This is a genomic window from Francisella marina (genome assembly GCF_008369785.1).
Taxonomy (GTDB): Bacteria; Pseudomonadota; Gammaproteobacteria; order Francisellales; family Francisellaceae; genus Francisella; species Francisella salimarina.
Genome location: NZ_CP043552.1, coordinates 1,029,221 through 1,047,523, shown reverse-complemented (window position 1 = coordinate 1,047,523; position 18,303 = coordinate 1,029,221). Strand labels below are relative to the sequence as shown.

Genomic DNA, 18,303 nt, shown 5'->3' with positions numbered 1-18,303 from the left:
TATGATTCCTGAAGGTTATTCACGTAGACTTGTTGGACCTAACTTGTTTTTTAAAGAGACTGGAACGGTTCTGGATGTGCCACTTATAGAGCACCGCGATAAATTGACAGAACTTTTTTATCAAGAGGCTAATAGGATTCTTCCTGTATTAGGTTGGCAAGATATAAAACTTACTCATAAGTTTTTTAATAATGGTGTTCGTTATGCAATGATTGCCCCTGTCGACATTACAATGCCAGCGTGTGATGTTATTGACTTTATTTGGCTTTCTGTGAGAGAAGGTTTTGAAACAGGCAGTTTCAAATCACTTCAAGAAGCACAAGATGAGCTAATGCCTTTTATAAATGAAGATAAAAACTTAACTTATAGAAAGCTTTATGAATTAGCTAAATCCAAAGGTTTTAATGCTTTTAGAGATAAGAATAAAGCTTATGTTGGTTCTGGTACTGGCTGTTATGAGTTTGATTTAGACAACGATAAAATTGAAGATGTTGACTGGTCAAAAGTTTATGATATACCGGCTGTTATTGTGACAGGTACAAATGGTAAGACTACAACGGTCAGACTTACTGATTATATTTGTCGTACAGCAGGTAAGCTTACAGGGTATACATCTACTGATTGGGTAAAGGTAAATGATGAGTTGATAGATGAGGGCGATTACTCGGGTCCAACAGGACATCAATTTGTTCTTACAAATAAGAAAGTCGAAGTAGCTCTGCTAGAGTCTGCTCGAGGAGGACTTTTAAAAAGAGGTTTAATAGAAACTTATGTTGATGCAGCAGCTGTTACGAATGTCTCTGCTGATCATTTAGGTGAGGATGGAATAGAGACTGTTGCAGAGTTAGCAGAAGCAAAATCGATTGTGTTCCGTACGATGGGCAAAGGCTCTCATGCTATTATCAACTTAGATAATTCGTATATGAAAGAGCGCTTTGATAAGTTAACTTGTGCAAAAATTATCGTGACGCAAAATCCAGAGCAACACGATATGGACTATTATTTATCAAAGTCTGATTATGCTTGTATTGTTGAAAATGGTAGCTTTACTTGGACAAGTAGTGACTCTAAACAGGAAATACTGCCAGTTGTTGATGCTCCATTGACAGTTAAAGGTTTTGCTAAGCATAATATCGAAAATGCTATGATCGCTATAGCTTTATCTTTTAAGCTTGGAATTAGTTTTGATAATATCGAAAAAGCTCTTAGAAGCTATAAGAATGATCCTAAAGTTAATAGAGGCCGTGCTAATATCTTTGAGTTTGATAATAAGGTTGTGGTTCTTGATTATGCTCATAATGAAGCTGGTATGGATGCGTTATTGAGTATGATGAAAGCTTATGATAAAGGTGGCAAGAAATACTTGATGATTGGTACTACTGGGGATAGGAAGTATCTGATACCTGGCATAAATGACATTATAATTAAGCATGGTATTGATTTTGTGGTCATTAAAGAAACAGAGAAGTATCTTAGAGGAGCTGAGCCTCTTGAACTACCGACATTAATCCGAGGTGATTTACAGAGCAAAGGGTTTGATATCTCAAAGACTTATATTTCACATGGTGAGCTAACAGGTGTGAAGTATATCTTAGACAAGCTTGAAGATGATGATATTGGCATTTTCTGTTGTCAGGCTGAGCTAGAGGAAGTCGCAAACTATCTTGAGAACCTAGCTCAGAAGTAATTAAATCAGTTATCTATTTAGTAGGCATACAACGTGTGTGGCAATGCCTTCTTTCCTACCTATAAATCCTAACCGTTCTGTGGTTGTTGCCTTAATATTTATTTGATTAGTTTGAACTTCAAGCACATTTGCCAAACAAGCTTTCATTTTTTCGATATAAGGAAGCATCTTAGGTGCTTGTGCAATTATGGTACAATCAATATTACTGATTTCGTACTCCTTATCATCAAGCATTTTTTTTATTTCAGATAAGAAAAATTTACTATCAGTATTTTTATACTCCATATCGGTATCAGGGAAGTGTTTACCTATATCTCCAAGACCTAGTGCACCTAAAATAGCATCACAAAGAGCATGGATTAATACATCACCATCAGAATGAGCTTCTAGTCCCATTTCATATGGAATCTCAATTCCACCAATAATGATATTTTTTTTTGAAGATGTGAATTTGTGCACATCATAACCGTGACCAATTCGAAATGACATTATATAGTTCCTAGTCTTGTGTTACAGGGAAGTTATTATTTAACCATGCATTGATTCCACCTTCTACAGATATAATATCCATATAGCCCATACTTTTTAAGCTTTTAGCTGCTAATGCCGATCTAAAGCCACTACCGCAGTATAAATATATTTTTTGATTTTTATTTGGAATTAGACTCTCAATTTTGACTTCTATTTGCCCCTTGCTAAGATGGGTAGCACCTTGGATATGGAATCTATTGAACTCAGAATCTTCTCTAACATCAAAAATGACACCATCTAGTTCATTAGAGTTTATCTTATCGTATAAATCAGATACAGAGCATTCTTTGATATCAGATTTGGCATTATTGACAAGCTTTAAAAACTCATGTGGTCTAGCTTGATTAGGTGATTTAGTAGGATAGCCTTTAGCATTCCATGCTCTCCAACCACCATCAACAGAAATTACATTTTTATAACCCATTTCACGCAGTTTATCAGCTACGATAGCAGATCTGAAGCCACCACCACAATAAAAATACATCTTTTGATTTTTGTTAGGAACTGCTGACTCAATAGCACTTTCGATAATTCCTTTACTAATATGAATAGCATTAGGAATATATCCATTTGCAAACTCTGACTCTTCACGTGTATCAATAAGTAAACCATCAAGAGTTTCTGTTTCATTCATTTTGTTGATATCGTCAACTGTACATTCTTGTATTCTACTTTTTGCATCGTTTACTAAATCTAAAAAACCTGATGTGTGTTGCATATCTATACCTTGTAATTTTGTGATTAAATAACTATTTATATTTTATATTTTTATTTGCTTAAAGAGAATATTTAAAGAATATAATCAATAACTTGGAATATGATGATGATAATTGCAATAGTTAGAGCAAAGTTGTTAAGCTTGCTATTTTTCATTGATTTGTAAATTATTTCAAAATTACGGTTACGAAGTATTCTAACCATATTTAGTGGACATGAAACAAGCATAATTAGAGAAAATAGACCTACAACAGAAAGAGCGATTAAGAAAAGCTTTTTAAAATAATAGTTCAGAAATATCGGTAACATGAAAAGCAGAAAGCTTAGAAGAATGTTTTTGCTTAGTGTTGATAGGTTGTTCATTTTAAATCTATCAAGTATTAGATCTTTTAATGCTAATGATAGAGTTATAAAAGCAGTTGTCACAGAAATTGTAATAAAGGTATAAATTAAAGTTATAACTTCAGAAGACTGAATATTAGCTTTAAGAATATAAATAAGCTGAGTGACACTATCTTCGGAGCTAAGAGATTTTAAGACTTCAGCAAAACTATTTTTATCACCATAAATAGCTATATTGCCAAATATTGATACTATCCAGCATACATATATTACTAGTATTATTAGAGATGCAACTATAATAATTCTTCTAATATCTTTTGGGTGTGGTCCTACATAGTTGACAACGCTAGGAACAATTATGTGAGCTGAGAATGTTGTGGCAAGTATAGGTAAAGTAACTATAACCTCTTTTAGAGTGCCAAAACTATAGCTATCTAGCTTAGAGATGCTTATAGACTTGAAGAGTAAAAGTATTGTAAATAATATGATAATAAGCTTTACGGTAAGAAAAATCCTATTAAGCCATTCAGCAGGCCCTGTGCCTTTTAATATAAATCCACCAAAAAGTATAACAAAGCCAATCTCTATAATAATATAGTTTATATCTAGTAGGCTTTCAAAAGATGAGCCTATTGCAGAGATATATGCTGCAAGCATTCCGTAAAGTATTCCAAAAGCACATATATAAACCAGAATGACTCCTGGTTTTTTAAAGAGTTTATGAGCAAGTCCTAGATAACTAATACCACTTTCAAAATGTAGGCATGCTTCTGCAACAGCTAATGTTGAATATGTCATTAAAAGCCACATCAAAAACATTATGATGCAACCAATAACGACACCAAAGCTTGAAAGAATCATAGGAATAGCAAGAATACCTCCGCCCAAAGAGGTACCTATAATCAAGAAGATACTACCAATTTGTTTATTTATACTTGTCAATTTTTAGAATAGTAAGTTTTATCTTTGAATACATTAAAACATATAAAATTGTGATTATAAATTAATAAATGAAAGAAATAATTACCAAGCTGGTATAGCAGCACCATTCGGATAAAGTTTTTCAGCTAATTGTTTAACTTCATCTGTATTAAATGCTTGTACATACTCTTTAAGTTTAGGATTATTTTTTTGTGATTCTTTAACGGCAATGACATTTGCAAAAGGAGAATCTTTAGGTTCTACAAAAAGAGCATCTTTTAGGCTTAGACCTGCCTTAGGTATATAGTCATTATTTACAATACCAATATCTACATCGCCTAAATTATTAGGGATTTGATCTGCTTGTAAAGCTATGATTTTTAGATTTTTGGGATTACTAGCTATACTATCTGTAGTAGCCTTCCAAGTTATACCATCTTTAAGTTTGATTAATCCAGCATCTTGTAGAATCATTAATGCTCTACCTTGATTAGTAGGGTCATTAGGGATTGCTACTGTAGCGCCATTTGGAATATCTTGGATATTTTTATACTTTTTAGAAAACATTCCCATTGGGTATAAGAAAGTCTTACCAATATATGTAAGTTTATAACCAAACTGTTTGATTTGATTTTCTAGGAATGGAATGTGTTGGAAAACATTTGCTTGCAACTCCCCATCATTAAGTGCTCTATTAGGAATGTTGTAATCACCAAATGTTACTAGATTTACGTCAAGATTATATTTTTCTTTAGCTATTTTTTTACTTAGCTGCATGATTTTATCTTGAGGAGGACTGGTAATATATCCTACAGTTATTTCATTTGTATTGGTAGTAGCTGCAGCATTTACATACAGCTGTGTACCACATGCACCCAATAGAATAGCTGTAATAATCCAAAGTGAAGTTAACTTCTTGGCGGTAACTAGATAGTTGCCGTATGATTGTGTAATTTGAACAAGTATAACTAACATAATTACACCACCAAGTAATAAAGTGTAATTACCGTAATTATAACCTTTGAAATAGGTCAAATCACCTAGGCCACCACCACCAACGATACCAGCCATAGCTGAGAAACCGATTAGTGAAATACATGTTAAAGTAGCAGCATCAATCAACAAATTTTTTGATTCAGGAAGTAATACTTTAAAAATAATCTGTCTTTTAGTTGCTCCCATTGATTTGGCTGCTTCAATAAGCCCGTTATCAACTTCACGCAAAGCTGATTCAGTTAGTCGAGCATAAAATGGCAGAGCAGCAATAGCCAGAGGTACTATTGAAGCGGTAGTCCCTATTGTTGTGCCAACTATAAGTCTTGTCAGAGGATATAGAAGTATTAGCAATATGATATATGGGATACTTCTAGTTATATTTATAATAATACTGAATGTTTTGTTAAATCCTTTAACAGCAACATTTTTACTATCTTGTGTTATATACAGTAATATGCCTAATAATATACCACCTATAACAGCCACTAAAGTAGCTATGAAAACCATAAAAATAGTTTCCCATGTTGATTGAGCTATTAGGCTAAGCTCATGTAAACTAAATATTGTCTGCTGTTGCATAACCTAGCACCTTTAAATTAACATCTTGGTTTGAAAGAAATCTTAATGCATTTTCCCAGTCTTGACGCTCACCTGTAATATGACAAATGGCAATTCCAACTATTTGTTCTTGGATTGTTTCTATATTTGCTTGAATGATACTCGCTGTAGCATTAAATTGACGAGAAATCTCGGCAATGATAGGCATCTTACCTTTATCTCCATAGAATGTTAGCTGTACTACGGGGTATGTATCATCATAGCTATAAGGATTGTCATAAAGTCTTTTAGCTATGAAGTCTGGAACTTTTGTGTGTATGCTTGTTTCAACAAAAGATTTTGTTACAGGGGCTTGAGGATCTAGGAATATATCTAATGTTTTGCCCATTTCTGCAATACGACCTTTGTCAATAATTGCTACACGATCACAGATTTTTCTGACAACATCCATTTCATGTGTAATCAAAACTATTGTTAAGCCAAGTTCTTTATTTAATCTTTTAAGAAGTGCCAAAATCTGTTTTGTAGAGGTTGGATCTAGTGCCGATGTTGCTTCATCTGATAATAAAACTAAAGGATCTAAAGCTAAAGCTCGAGCAATGGCAACTTTTTGTTTTTGACCTCCACTAAGCTCTTGAGGATATGCATTTGCTTTATTTGGAAGCTCTACCAGCTCTAAAAGCTCAAAAACTCTTTTTTTTATTTCGGCCTTTGGTATTCCTTGAATCTCAAGTGGAAGGGCAATATTTTCAAAAACATTGCGAGATGATAGCAAGTTGAAATGCTGAAATATCATCGAAACTTTTTTGCGAAATTCTCTAAGCTGTTTTGGATTCTTCTTTGTAATATTCTCATCAGCAATGAATATTGAACCATCAGTAGGTTGCTCTAGAAGATTTAAGCATCTTAAAAGTGAGCTTTTGCCTGCACCACTATGACCTATTATACCAAATATCTCGCCTTGCTTAATATCAAGGTTTATATTGTCAAGCACGAGATTGCTAGTATTATTTGATCTGTACTCTTTTTTTAAATTTTTAATTTGAATCATTTTTTGCCTTTGCTTTATCGCCGATTTTACTTTCTTGACCACTGACTAATCTTTGAATATTTCCTCTGTGTTTAACAAGTATTATTATCGCTATTATCAAAAATGGTGTTGCCACTTGTAAATCAGATGTAAATATTACTGAAAAACTTGCTATAACAGTAGCTACTAATGCGGATAAAGATGAATAACGAGTAATCACAGCAACACATAACCACGTAATGACAAATATTAAACCCAAAATCCAACTAAATCCAAATAGTGTACCTATTAAAGTTGCAACACCTTTGCCGCCTTTGAAGCCAAAGAAAAGTGGGAATATATGACCAAGGATTGCATATAGTGCAGTACAAGCAGTTATAAACTCATTCCCAGTTAATACTTTAGCTAAAACTACGGGCACTAGACCTTTTAGTATATCAAATGCAAGAGTTATTACTGCTGGTACTTTACCACCTATTCTTAGAACATTTGTAGTTCCTGGGTTACCAGAACCAACGCTTCTTGGAGATGGTAATCTAAATATATAACAGACAATAATTGCACTATTAATTGATCCCAAAAGATAAGCAAACACTAGTATGCTAAAATTTAAAAAGTTCATTGTTTTCCTTGATGATTTTAAAACTATTTGAGTTATTATAAGAGATAATACTATCTAGGCAATATCTTCGCTAGCTATTTTTATAAGTTTGTTATAGGATTAGTAGCTTAAAAAAACTTATTCATTAATATCTGTTTCAAAAGGTTAAATTTTATGACTGTAATGAAGTTCGACTTGATTAAAAAAGAAGGTAAAGCTAGAAGAGGGAAAATAAGTTTCCCAAGAGGAGATATTCAGACTCCTGCATTTATGCCAGTAGGGACTTATGGAGCTGTTAAATCTCTATCTCCGGTTGAGTTAAAAGAAATGGGTGCTGATATTATCTTGGGTAATACATTTCATCTATGGTTACGTCCAGGTACTGAAATTATCAGAAAACATGGTACTTTACATGATTTTAACGGTTGGGACAAACCTATACTTACAGACTCTGGGGGATTTCAAGTCTTTAGTTTGGGTAAAATGCGTAAACTTACAGAAGAGGGCGTTACATTTAAATCACCAATTAACGGTTCAAAAGTTTTTTTATCTCCTGAGATATCAATGCAAGTCCAAAGAGATCTTGGCTCTGATATTGTAATGTGTTTTGATGAGTGCACACCATATCCAGCTACTGAAAAAGAGGCAAAAGATTCTATGGAACTATCTATGCGTTGGGCAAAAAGATCAAAAGATGCTCATGGAGATAATCCATCTGCATTATTTGGAATTATTCAGGGTGGAATGTATGAGCATTTACGTGATGAGTCTCTAAAAGCTTTAAAAGAAATAGATTTCGATGGTTTTGCAATAGGTGGATTATCTGTGGGTGAGCCTAAAGAAGATATGATTAGAATACTTGATCATACTGCTCATCAAATGCCAGAAGATAAGCCGAGATACTTGATGGGTGTTGGTACGCCAAAGGATTTAGTAGAGGCTGTTTATCGTGGTGTTGATATGTTTGACTGTGTAATGCCGTCACGAAACGCTCGCAATGGTCATATGTTTACATCAGAGGGTGTTGTTAGAATTAGAAACGCCAAACACAAGGATGATGTGTCTCCATTAGATTCAAACTGTGATTGTTATACTTGTCAAAATTTTAGTCGTAGTTATTTGCATCACCTAGATAAAACGCAAGAGATATTAGGTTCAAGATTAAATACAATCCACAATCTAACTTATTACCAAAACCTAATGAAAAATATTCGTCAAGCCTTAGAAGAGGGCAGATTTGAAGAGTTTAGAAAAGAATTTCTAGAGAGCTATAAAGGCTAAGCATCAAATAGGATGTCCTAAGTATGAGATTGAAAGTATAATTAAAAGTATGAAGATAATAATTTTTTGATAATACTAAAACTATCTGTCTCTGAATCTTTTGCTAAAAGATAATATGATTTTCCTGTCATGTAGTCTTGTTGAGGTGGTACATAAAGAAATCCATTTTTGATGTGTTCTTGAATTAGAAGTCTATCTGTAACAAAGAAACCAATACCTGAAAAGCAAGCTTGAATTGCTTGAAGAGAATTTTTGAAGATTATATTTTTGTTAGGCTTTTTTGAGATGTTGTTGTGTTGTGCCCAGAGTTGATAATCATCAATGCGAATTTTATCATCAACATAGATTAGCTTTTGTTCTAATATTATTTCTGAGAGGCTTCTACCAGAGTGTTTATTATTACAAACTAGTATTAACTCACCATCTGCTAGTTTGAATTTGTTTTTATTGTTAAAATTACTGTCAATACCATACTCTATGCTGATATCTATATCGTCATAATCAAAATTTACTCTTCTGCCTAGACTAATGAGCTGTATTTCTGTATTTACTAGTGAATTTATTAAATCATCGAGTTTTGGTATTAGCCAATTTGCACAAAGTGTAGTCATACAGTTTATAGATAATTTTTTAGTGCGTTGTTTTTTTAGTACCTCTGTTGCATTGTGAATTTCTGATATTAGAGGGTCTATCATTGTGTAGTACTCTCTGGCTAAGTCAGTAATGACTAGATTTCGTTTATCCGTGATAAATAGTTTTTTATTAAGGTAGTTTTCTAATTTTTTTATAGATTGGCTCACAGCAGAGTGAGTCATAAATAGCTGTTCTGCAGCTTTAGTATAACTTTGTGTTTTCATTACTGCTATAAAAACTGGTAATGAATTTAAAGGAGGGAGGTCATTTTTTTTAATCATATTATGTAAGAAAAACTTACTTATAATGTAAGAATAAAGCGTTTTACAGATTGGTGCAAGAGTTATATTATTCTTATATCTTAAATTCATGGAGTAAAGAAAAATGAACCGAATAAATAACTTTATAAGCTTATGGTTTATGACAGTTTCTGCAGCTCTTATAGCTTTTGGATCATTTGCACGCAAGTATCTGATACAAATAGATGGGATCTACTTAACCATGTTAGTTTCATTTGTTGGTGGAGGCATACTTATGTGGTGGGTTGTAAGTATTTCTTCCTTTTCAAGGGTTGCTCCTTTCGCTTGGCGTTCAATATTTATTAGGGTGGTGTTTAGTCTATTTGCACAGTTATTTTTCTTTATAAGTTTAAGTAATGGCTCATTATTGATTACCATTTTACTATTTAATACTAGTCCTTTATTCATCCCGGTTATTAGGTTTTTGTTTTATAAGCAGAGTGTTAGTTACTTTAATTTTGCTTGTATTATTATTAGCTTTTTGGGAATTTATCTTATACTGGGTGTTGGAGAAGGTAATGTTAATACATATAATCTTTGCGCTCTTTTTGCGGGAGTTTTAAATGCAGCATCTCAAGTTGTTTTATACAATGCAAGCAAAAAAGAAGATGTGTTTATTATAAATCTTTGGATATATACATTTATAGGAATATTTTTATTGTTATTGCTACCGTTTAACATGTCTGCTATATCTAGCTTAAATGAGGTGTCAATGAAGCCTGTAGTCATTTGGGTATCAGTAGCTATAATTATATTTGGTATTAGTTCACAGATTTTTAGAGTAAAAGCCTTTAAGTATACTAAAGATCCTTCACTAATAGCTCCAGCTATGTATTTTTCAGTAATAGTTGCAGCATTATTAGATGTTGTGTTTTATGATAGCTCTATAGGTTGTATGGAGATGATAGGAATTTTGATGGTGTGTGTTTCGAGCATATTGTCTTTAATAAGAAAATAATAAGAGGAAAAGAAATGAAAAATAAAATCGTGATTGTTGCAGACTTTATAAATGAGATAGTCGATGAGAAAGGCGTTTTTGGCGCTCATAACGCTAAGAGAGTTAAAGATGATAAAACTATGGAAAAGGCAAATCAATTAATTGCATGGGCAAGAGAGAATAATATCATGGTTGCTCATGTAAAGGTTGGTTTTAGTAAAGATTATAAGGAGTGTTCAAAAGTTTCTCCTATGTTTAAACAAGCTCCGGAATATGGTGTTTTGAAGTTAGATACCTGGGCAACAGATTTTCATCCAGATATGGATGTCCAAGAGCATGATGTTATAATAACAAAGCATCGTGTGAGTGCACTTTATGGAACTAATTTAGAAGTTGTTTTAAGAGCAAATAGTATTCAAGATATTATTATTTGTGGAGTATCGACTAGTTATGTGATAGAGTCTACAGTTAGAGAATTACATGATCGCGATTATAGTGTTACAGTAGTGGCAGATGCTTGTAATGCTAGCAGCCAAGAATCGCATGAAGCGAGTTTGTCAAATCTGAATAAAATTGCTAAAATTATATGTGTAGATAATTTGTTAAAGGGAGAGTGTTTTGGTAATTAAACTTACTCCCTTTTTTGCTGTACCATGATATAATACACTGTATTGCATATAGAGAGTAAATAATATGAATAAAATAACCTCCGTTCTTATTGGGATATTAGTCTCGATTTCGTTATTCAGCTTTTCTTATTCATTCAATGATACTGAGAATTTGCTGTATCTTCAGGCTTACTATAATCACCAAAATGTTGAGAAAGTTAATACTTTTCATCAAGGTTCTAGAATGTCTAGATATTCAACAAATTTGAAAGTTGATGATTACAGATAGTTGCTTTATCAATTTATCAGGGACTCTGCTTTGAATAAAGTTCACTCTAAACCTTAATATGTGTTAGTTTCTACAGCGCTACTGGGTTACACTTCAATAATCAATCTTTCAAAAAAAAACAATTGAAAATTCTTTTTAAGTTTATCTAGGTGTTTTTTATTTTTTATATTCTTCTTCTGGTTGGTAACTTGCATTGGTTCATTCGGTAAGGTTTAAACTAGAAGCACTAAGATTCTTAGGTTCTTTATAAAATATACGCTTTAGTTTGGCATAGAGGTTTTTATTTTGGCATTTATTTAGTCATAAGATGAGTGGTTTGGTGATTAATATCGTTCTTGTTTTTGTATCGTGATATAATACACTGTATCGAAATTTAGAGTTGAATGATATGATTAAATTAATATTTGTTTTTGTTAGAGTAGCAATTTTGATTTTTTTATTTTGCTTTTGTTACTCATTTAATGACACTAGGGATCTGCTATACCTTCAGACTTACTTTGATACGCAAAATGTTGAGAAAGTAAATGTTTATCATCGGGGTTCTAGAATGTCTGAGTACTCAACAAATCGAAAAGTTGATTATTATAGATAGTAGTCGTTACTGATGTTTTCAAAAGTTATCCGAAATAAAAGCTATTCAGCTACATAAATATCTTTCTGTTGCTCTCATTTGACTATATAGTATCAAGTAGCAACTGTTATTTTATTTGGCATAGGGTTTGTTATGGCATCTATAGATATATCTCTGGATACTAAGAAGAGTTTGTTTGATAAAGATATTGACCGTAAAAAGGCTATACTTCTTACGTTTGTGGCATTTTTGTTTACTGGTTTTCAGTGTGCTATTTATGGCATGTTGACAGTACCGATTTCACAGCATTTTAATATTGATTCTAATACTATTATATTTTTTGATGGTTTCGGTTTATGGGGGCAGATTTTAGCAATGGCGACTGGAGGCATCCTTATCAAAAAAATTAAAGGCAAAAATACTTTAATAGTTGCTGCATTATTTATGATTATAGGGTCAATTTTATCGATATTTGCTCCAGATATTTATGTTTATACAGCAATGACTTTTATATGCAATATGGCTGTTGGTTATGTGTTGGTATCATGCAACTATATTGTGATGGGAACTGTAGAGAAACAAGGTGAATCTGAAGGTAAACTTAGTCTTTTAAATGTATTTTTTAGTCTTGGCTTTTTATCTAGTGCTTTTATAGTTGGGAATATTCTTTTTTATACTAGTTGGCAGGCAGTATTTGTGGTTGTTATGGTTTTATTTATCATATTTATATTATTTTTATTGTCTCTTCAAATTAATGAGAAAATTGAACAGGGCGTAATCACTAAAGCAGAAAATGCATCACAGCCTAGATTTATATTTTTGTCTAAGCCTATTGTTTTGATGGCTATAGCACTATTTTGTATAGTTTATACAGAGCAGATAATGAACTACTATAATCAACCGCATTTACATTTTGATTTGGGCTTTAATATGAAAGATGTAGGTCTGCTAGTGGCTGTTTATACAGGCTCTCAACTTTTGGGTAGGATCTTTTTTGGTAAATTCTTATTACCTAGAGTAAGGATTGAGCGTTATCTTGTGGTGTCAGGGTTGGTTTTTGCTTTTGCAATATTTATTTTCATATATACAAAATCATTTGTGCTAGTACTAATTTTAATGGCTATACTAGGGCTTAGTGATTCATGTATATATCCATCTGTTTTAGGATATGCAATGGATAAACTTCCACATGTATCAAGTGGAGCAACATCATTTTTAGTAACTGTTGGTGCAATTGGTATTCCGTTAGGTACATCCCTATCTGGTATGCTTGGTAACTTATTAGGGCGTGAGCCTGCAATGTTAGTAGGGCCAGTTATGCTTTTGGTATTGGTTACATTGGTAGTGATTGTACACAATTTAAAAGTCGTGAAATAGTGGGGGTGTTATGTCTAATACTGATCAGATAAAAAAATTTATTCAAAGTTCAAAGTATGTATACAAAAATATAGAGATACCAGAGGGTGGTAGTATTAACTATATGAATGAGGATTTGAAGCCTATCCTTGAAAATAAACTTACATCTGCCCAAGCAAAAATCATACTGAATAAATATCATAAAGCTTTTGATATGGGTTTAACTAAGACAGGTTTTCCTAAAGCAGCGGAAAGAGATACAAACGATGATGCTACAAACTATGATGCTGTATGGGTGCGTGATGCAATTTGGGTCTATTATTACTTTAGTGAATTTAGAGAAAATGATGCTAAAACTCTAATTAACAAGCTTTTTGAATATTATGATTCGCCGGCACAACAAGAACGCTTTAGAGATATTATAGCAAATCCAAAGTTGGCAGCAGATAAAATGGCTGTTCCTCATATCCGTTTTGATAGCTCTAGTAATTGCTATGATGATGTGATGATAAATGGTAAACCACAAGTATGGAACCATAAGCAGATGGATGCTCATGGACTTTTTTTGTTAGCTTTAAATGATGCTTATCAAAAACAGATATTCAATGTAGACGATTCATCATTAGTAGCATTTTTAGAGCGATTTTTTGGTTTCTTAGCATCAATAAAATATTATGAATATGCTGATGCAGGGGCTTGGGAGGAAATTGATAGGGTAAATACAAGTAGTATCTCTTTGGTGGCAAATGCTGCTAAGCAATGGAAAAGTACTTTAGATAATAAAAACCTTAGGTTATCAGTAGATTTACAACAGTTAAGTAATTTAGGTATAAATAAAGTTAAAACTCAAATAGCTAGAGGTGGTGAATCACCACTTTATGATGCGGATGATATTTGTTATCGTGAAAGTGATGCTGCGATGTTGCATATTTTTACACCATACTTTAGTGATGATTTAGGATTTGCTGAATATCAAAAAACTTTAGCTCTAGTAGAAGATCTTGTGCGTGATTATGGAGTGATACGTTACAAAGGCGATAGTTATCAATCTGGTAATTTTTGGTTCGAAGATGATAGTACAGCAAAAGAAAGCTTAACAGATGATGCCTCAAGTGTAGAAGAATTTGCAAAAAGAGCTAAGGGTAGATTTGAAGATTCTGAAGCGCAATGGTTCTTTGACAGTATGTTAGCTTTAGCGATGATGAATTTGTATGATAAGTATTCACAAGAATTTAACAAAGATAAGTATTTTAATAAAGTTGCTTGGCATCTAAAAAGAGCTCTAGCTCAAATGACAGCTAGTGATTATATAACAGCAGATGGTCAGCCAGTTAATGCAGAACTGTTACCTGAGAGTATAAATGTTATTATTTTTGATGAGCAAAGGTATTATTTGCCATCTCCTATTACTCCACTTAATTGGGCGAAAGCTTCATTAGCAACAGCGCTTAAAAAATTTAGTAATTATAATATTGTATAAAAGCCACAAATTAGAATATCCAGTTTTTTAATAAAACACTTATTCTAATCTTATTATTAGTCTTTAATTGATTAAGTACTACTACTAATGTAAAATTCCTACGTTTAAAAATTAAAAATTTTCGGGAGAAAAAATGAGAAAGTTACTATTATCATTATCTGCAATCGTATTATTTACATCAACTTCATTTGCAGAAGGTGCTGAACAAGCAGCTGGTAGCCCATTAAGCTCAATCTTAATGCTTGTGGTGTTTTTTGCAATATTCTGGTTCTTATTAATTAGACCACAGCAGAAAAAAAATAAAGAACTACGTAAAATGTTGTCAGAGCTTTCAAAGGGTGATGAAGTTGTCACAAATGGTGGTATGATAGGGAAAATTGCTAAGATTGATGAGTCTTTTGTAGAATTGGAAATTGCTGAAAATGTTGTTGTTAAAGTTCAGAGAAACGCAGTAGCTAATATTTTACCTAAAGGTGCTACAAAAGCTTAATAAGCTAAATTTCTATAAAGTCTTTTAATTTTTTTCTTTTTATGTAAAGGAATTTTCAATGAGTAATAACAGAAGCCTACCTATAAATCAATTTCCTTTATGGAAGAATCTTTTGATAGTTGTTGTATTAGCATTGGCACTTTTTTATGCTTTACCGAATGTGTTTGGTAAAAGCCCAGCTTTACAGATTTCTCAGAAAGATGGTGATGTAAGTACACAGCTTGTCAAAAATATTGAAGATACTCTCAGTACTGACAAAATTGTTTACCAAAGAGTTAACATCTCAGATGATAAGAGTAATGTTGCTATTATCTTCAAAGATGTCGAAGAGCAGCTAAAAGCTAAAAAGGCTCTCAAAGAAAGTCTGGGAGATGAGTATATTATAGCTATGAATATGCTTTCAAACTCTCCAGGTTGGTTATCTGCGCTAGGTGCTAACCCTATGAACTTAGGATTAGATTTACGTGGTGGTATGTATCTGATGTTAGAAGCTGATACAAATACTGCGATTAATGCTCAGTTAGATAATTCTTTAAGTACAATTCTTAGTGCAGCGAAAGATAATAATATAAATATTGTCAGCTCTAAAAAAGCCGAAGAGAAATCAATAGTAAAAGCTCCGCAAGATTATATAGATAACGGTTTTGTTTCTGTTACTCTAGAAAACTCAGTAGGTGTTGATCAGCTAAAACAATATTTGAATACTGAATTTAGAAAGACCCAAGACCCTAATATAGTTTATAGTGTAAAAGATAATACGGTATTTATATCTTATAACAGTGCAAAAATTTTACAGCTTAGACAGGATGCTATATCACAAGTTGTGACGGTTATGCGTAATCGTATTAATGCTTTGGGAGTTGCTGAAGCATCTGTAGCTCAGGCTGGTGATAATCGTGTGGTGATTGAAATACCAGGTATGCAAGATGCGACTCAGGCTAAGCAAATTCTAGGTGGTACATCCACAGCTAGTTTTTATTTAGTTAGTCCTGTTACAGATAGGTTAGCTGCAGAAGAACAGGGTTATAAGGTTTATTCTTTAGATAATGGCAGAGGTTATCAAAGCTATTATAGTTTAAGAGGCGCGCCTGTAGCTGGTGGTGCTGATATTATCGGCGCAAGTCCTTCTATCGATCATCAGACAGGTACTCCTATTGTTATGGTTGAGTTAGATAGAAGTGCTGCAAGCCACTTTAGGCAAATAACAGGCAAAAATATTGGTAATCCAATGGGTGTGATGCTTGTTAATACAACTTATGAAAAAGTCAAAGATAAAGATGGTAAAGAGAAAAATGTAGTAAATAAAACTGAAAAGCTAATCAACGTTGCTACAATTCAGTCAGCACTAGGATCTCAGTTCCAAATTACAGGATTAAATCAAAAAGAAGCAAATAATCTTGCGTTGATGATTAAATCAGGTGCGCTACAAGTGCCAGTGCATATCGTACAGGAAACACAAATTGGTCCAAGTCTCGGTAAAGATAATATCGAAAAAGGTATGTTATCTATTGTGGTAGCTCTGATTGCAGTTATAGTCTTTATCTTAGTTTACTATAGAGTCTTTGGTGTTATAGCTAATATAGCTCTTGTAATGAATTTGGTGTTAATTGTTGCTGTGATGTCAATCATACCGGGTGCTACACTTACATTACCTGGTATAGCAGGTATTGTACTGAACTTGGGTATGTCGATAGATGGTAACGTGCTTATATTTGAGAGAATCAGAGAAGAAATTAGAGCAGGTATGCCACGTCAAAGCGCGATTCATATTGGTTATGAGAAAGCATTTACAACTATTGTAGATTCAAATATTACAACTTTGATTGTTGCTGTTATTTTATTCTTCATAGGTAGCGGAGCAGTCAAAGGTTTTGCTATAACTCTAATGATAGGTATTGTAACATCTATGTTTACATCTGTAACTGTCTCTCGAGCAATGACAAATTTTGTGTATGGTAAGAGAAAGAAATTAGAAAAAATTTCTATAGGCATATAATTTTAGGTTGGATTTATAATGGAATTTTTCAAACAAAAAACAAATATAGACTTCTTAGGAATAAAAAAATATACGACAGCTTTCTCTGTTTTAATGATTGTTGTTTCATTATTTTTTATATTTACAAAAGGTCTTAATCTAGGGCTAGATTTTACAGGTGGCTATCAGGTACAGATTCAAGCGACTAGTTTACAAAACTCAGCAATAATCTCTGAAAAATTGGCTAAAGTTGGTTTTGAACATACTACAGTTACAACTTTTGGCGAAAATAATAACTATCTTATTAAATTTACACCAGATGAAGTTAATTCAAAAACTAATAGTCTAGATAGTGCCCAGCAGTATCTTAAACAACAGGTTGAGAGCTCTCTTGATGCTAAAGTTTTGAGTGTGAATTATATAGGTCCACAAGTAGGTAAAGAGCTTGCTAGTAATGGTGTATTAGCAATTATAATAGCTTTAGTATGTATTTTGATCTATATAAGCGCTAGATTTGAGATGAAATTTGGTATTAGTGCATGTGTTGCCTTACTCCATGACCCTATAGTAATTTTAGGTATATTTGCAGCATTTCAACTTGAGTTTGATTTGACTGTATTAGCAGCTATATTAGCAGTGATAGGTTACTCACTAAATGATACAGTTGTAATCTACGATAGAGTGCGTGAGAACTTTAGAAAAATGCGTAACGCTAATGTAGTTGAAGTAGTTAATAAAAGTATTAATGATACATTATCTAGAACAATTTTAACATCAGGGTTAACGATGCTAGTTGTAGTTGTGCTTTATCTATTCGGTGGTAGCTCTGTGCATAACTTCTCATTGGCTTTAATTTTGGGTATTGTAGTTGGAACATACTCATCTATATATGTTGCAGGTGTTGTGGCTGTAGCACTGGGCTTAAATAGAGAATCGCTGCTTCCTAAGCAAGTATCAAAAGAAGATATGCCAATACTTTAATATTTATTAATGTTAGTTAT

The 18,303-nt window shown here is 32.8% G+C and carries 17 protein-coding genes; 10 read left to right on the top strand and 7 right to left on the bottom strand.

Annotated elements, in window-relative coordinates; translation table 11 throughout:
- The first annotated feature begins 1 nt into the window (after position 1).
- Positions 2 to 1,687, top strand: coding sequence for a Mur ligase family protein (locus tag F0R75_RS05220; RefSeq protein WP_149368080.1), 1,686 nt, complete (start codon positions 2 to 4; stop codon positions 1,685 to 1,687).
- Positions 1,688 to 1,696: 9 nt separating this feature from the next.
- Here the strand turns inward: F0R75_RS05220 and ispF are convergent, their stop codons facing one another.
- From ispF to plsY, 6 genes are all read right to left on the bottom strand, one after another.
- Positions 1,697 to 2,176, bottom strand: coding sequence for a 2-C-methyl-D-erythritol 2,4-cyclodiphosphate synthase (ispF, locus tag F0R75_RS05215; protein WP_013923367.1), 480 nt, complete (start codon positions 2,174 to 2,176; stop codon positions 1,697 to 1,699).
- Positions 2,177 to 2,186: 10 nt separating this feature from the next.
- Positions 2,187 to 2,936, bottom strand: a complete 750-nt coding sequence (locus tag F0R75_RS05210; protein WP_149368081.1) for a rhodanese-like domain-containing protein — start codon at positions 2,934 to 2,936, stop codon at positions 2,187 to 2,189.
- A gap of 71 nt (positions 2,937 to 3,007) precedes the next feature.
- Positions 3,008 to 4,219, bottom strand: a complete 1,212-nt coding sequence (locus F0R75_RS05205) for an amino acid permease (protein WP_149368082.1) — start codon at positions 4,217 to 4,219, stop codon at positions 3,008 to 3,010.
- A gap of 81 nt (positions 4,220 to 4,300) precedes the next feature.
- Positions 4,301 to 5,773: a MetQ/NlpA family ABC transporter substrate-binding protein gene (locus tag F0R75_RS05200; RefSeq protein ID WP_149368083.1), complete on the bottom strand. Its 1,473-nt coding sequence runs from the start codon at positions 5,771 to 5,773 to the stop codon at positions 4,301 to 4,303.
- Positions 5,751 to 6,803, bottom strand: coding sequence for a methionine ABC transporter ATP-binding protein (locus F0R75_RS05195; RefSeq protein ID WP_146421184.1), 1,053 nt, complete (start codon positions 6,801 to 6,803; stop codon positions 5,751 to 5,753). The genes F0R75_RS05200 and F0R75_RS05195 overlap by 23 nt, the downstream gene beginning before the upstream one ends.
- Positions 6,790 to 7,404 (bottom strand): glycerol-3-phosphate 1-O-acyltransferase PlsY, encoded by a 615-nt coding sequence (gene plsY, locus F0R75_RS05190; RefSeq protein ID WP_149368084.1) that lies wholly within the window; start codon positions 7,402 to 7,404, stop codon positions 6,790 to 6,792. Before plsY ends, F0R75_RS05195 begins: the two co-directional genes overlap by 14 nt.
- A gap of 153 nt (positions 7,405 to 7,557) precedes the next feature.
- On the opposite strand from plsY, the gene tgt reads away from it, so the two are divergent.
- A complete protein-coding gene (tgt, locus tag F0R75_RS05185; RefSeq protein ID WP_149368085.1) occupies positions 7,558 to 8,664 on the top strand; it encodes a tRNA guanosine(34) transglycosylase Tgt in 1,107 nt (368 codons plus the stop codon).
- Between the two features lie 41 nt (positions 8,665 to 8,705).
- On the opposite strand, the gene F0R75_RS05180 is transcribed toward tgt, so the two are convergent.
- Positions 8,706 to 9,578 (bottom strand): LysR family transcriptional regulator, encoded by an 873-nt coding sequence (locus F0R75_RS05180; protein WP_149368086.1) that lies wholly within the window; start codon positions 9,576 to 9,578, stop codon positions 8,706 to 8,708.
- Positions 9,579 to 9,681: 103 nt separating this feature from the next.
- On the opposite strand from F0R75_RS05180, the gene F0R75_RS05175 reads away from it, so the two are divergent.
- The 8 genes from F0R75_RS05175 (at position 9,682) to secF (ending at position 18,283) form a co-directional block, all read left to right on the top strand.
- Positions 9,682 to 10,554 (top strand): DMT family transporter, encoded by an 873-nt coding sequence (locus F0R75_RS05175; RefSeq protein WP_149368087.1) that lies wholly within the window; start codon positions 9,682 to 9,684, stop codon positions 10,552 to 10,554.
- A 14-nt stretch (positions 10,555 to 10,568) separates the two neighbouring features.
- On the top strand, positions 10,569 to 11,162 hold the full coding sequence (locus tag F0R75_RS05170) for a cysteine hydrolase family protein (RefSeq protein WP_146421188.1): 594 nt from the start codon (positions 10,569 to 10,571) through the stop codon (positions 11,160 to 11,162).
- A 64-nt stretch (positions 11,163 to 11,226) separates the two neighbouring features.
- On the top strand, positions 11,227 to 11,430 hold the full coding sequence (locus tag F0R75_RS05165) for a hypothetical protein (protein ID WP_083817032.1): 204 nt from the start codon (positions 11,227 to 11,229) through the stop codon (positions 11,428 to 11,430).
- Between the two features lie 724 nt (positions 11,431 to 12,154).
- Positions 12,155 to 13,378 carry an MFS transporter gene (locus F0R75_RS05155; protein ID WP_146421189.1) on the top strand — a complete coding sequence of 408 codons (1,224 nt, stop codon included), beginning with the start codon at positions 12,155 to 12,157 and terminating at the stop codon, positions 13,376 to 13,378.
- Between the two features lie 10 nt (positions 13,379 to 13,388).
- The gene (locus tag F0R75_RS05150) at positions 13,389 to 14,837 is read left to right on the top strand and encodes a hypothetical protein (RefSeq protein WP_149368088.1); all 1,449 of its coding nucleotides are present in this window, start codon (positions 13,389 to 13,391) and stop codon (positions 14,835 to 14,837) included.
- A gap of 133 nt (positions 14,838 to 14,970) precedes the next feature.
- Positions 14,971 to 15,327, top strand: a complete 357-nt coding sequence (gene yajC / locus F0R75_RS05145) for a preprotein translocase subunit YajC (RefSeq protein WP_149368089.1) — start codon at positions 14,971 to 14,973, stop codon at positions 15,325 to 15,327.
- Between the two features lie 58 nt (positions 15,328 to 15,385).
- A complete protein-coding gene (gene secD, locus F0R75_RS05140) occupies positions 15,386 to 17,323 on the top strand; it encodes a protein translocase subunit SecD (protein ID WP_149368090.1) in 1,938 nt (645 codons plus the stop codon).
- An 18-nt stretch (positions 17,324 to 17,341) separates the two neighbouring features.
- Complete coding sequence (secF, locus tag F0R75_RS05135) at positions 17,342 to 18,283, top strand: protein translocase subunit SecF (RefSeq protein ID WP_149368091.1); 942 nt, start codon at positions 17,342 to 17,344, stop codon at positions 18,281 to 18,283.
- Positions 18,284 to 18,303 lie beyond the last annotated feature (20 nt).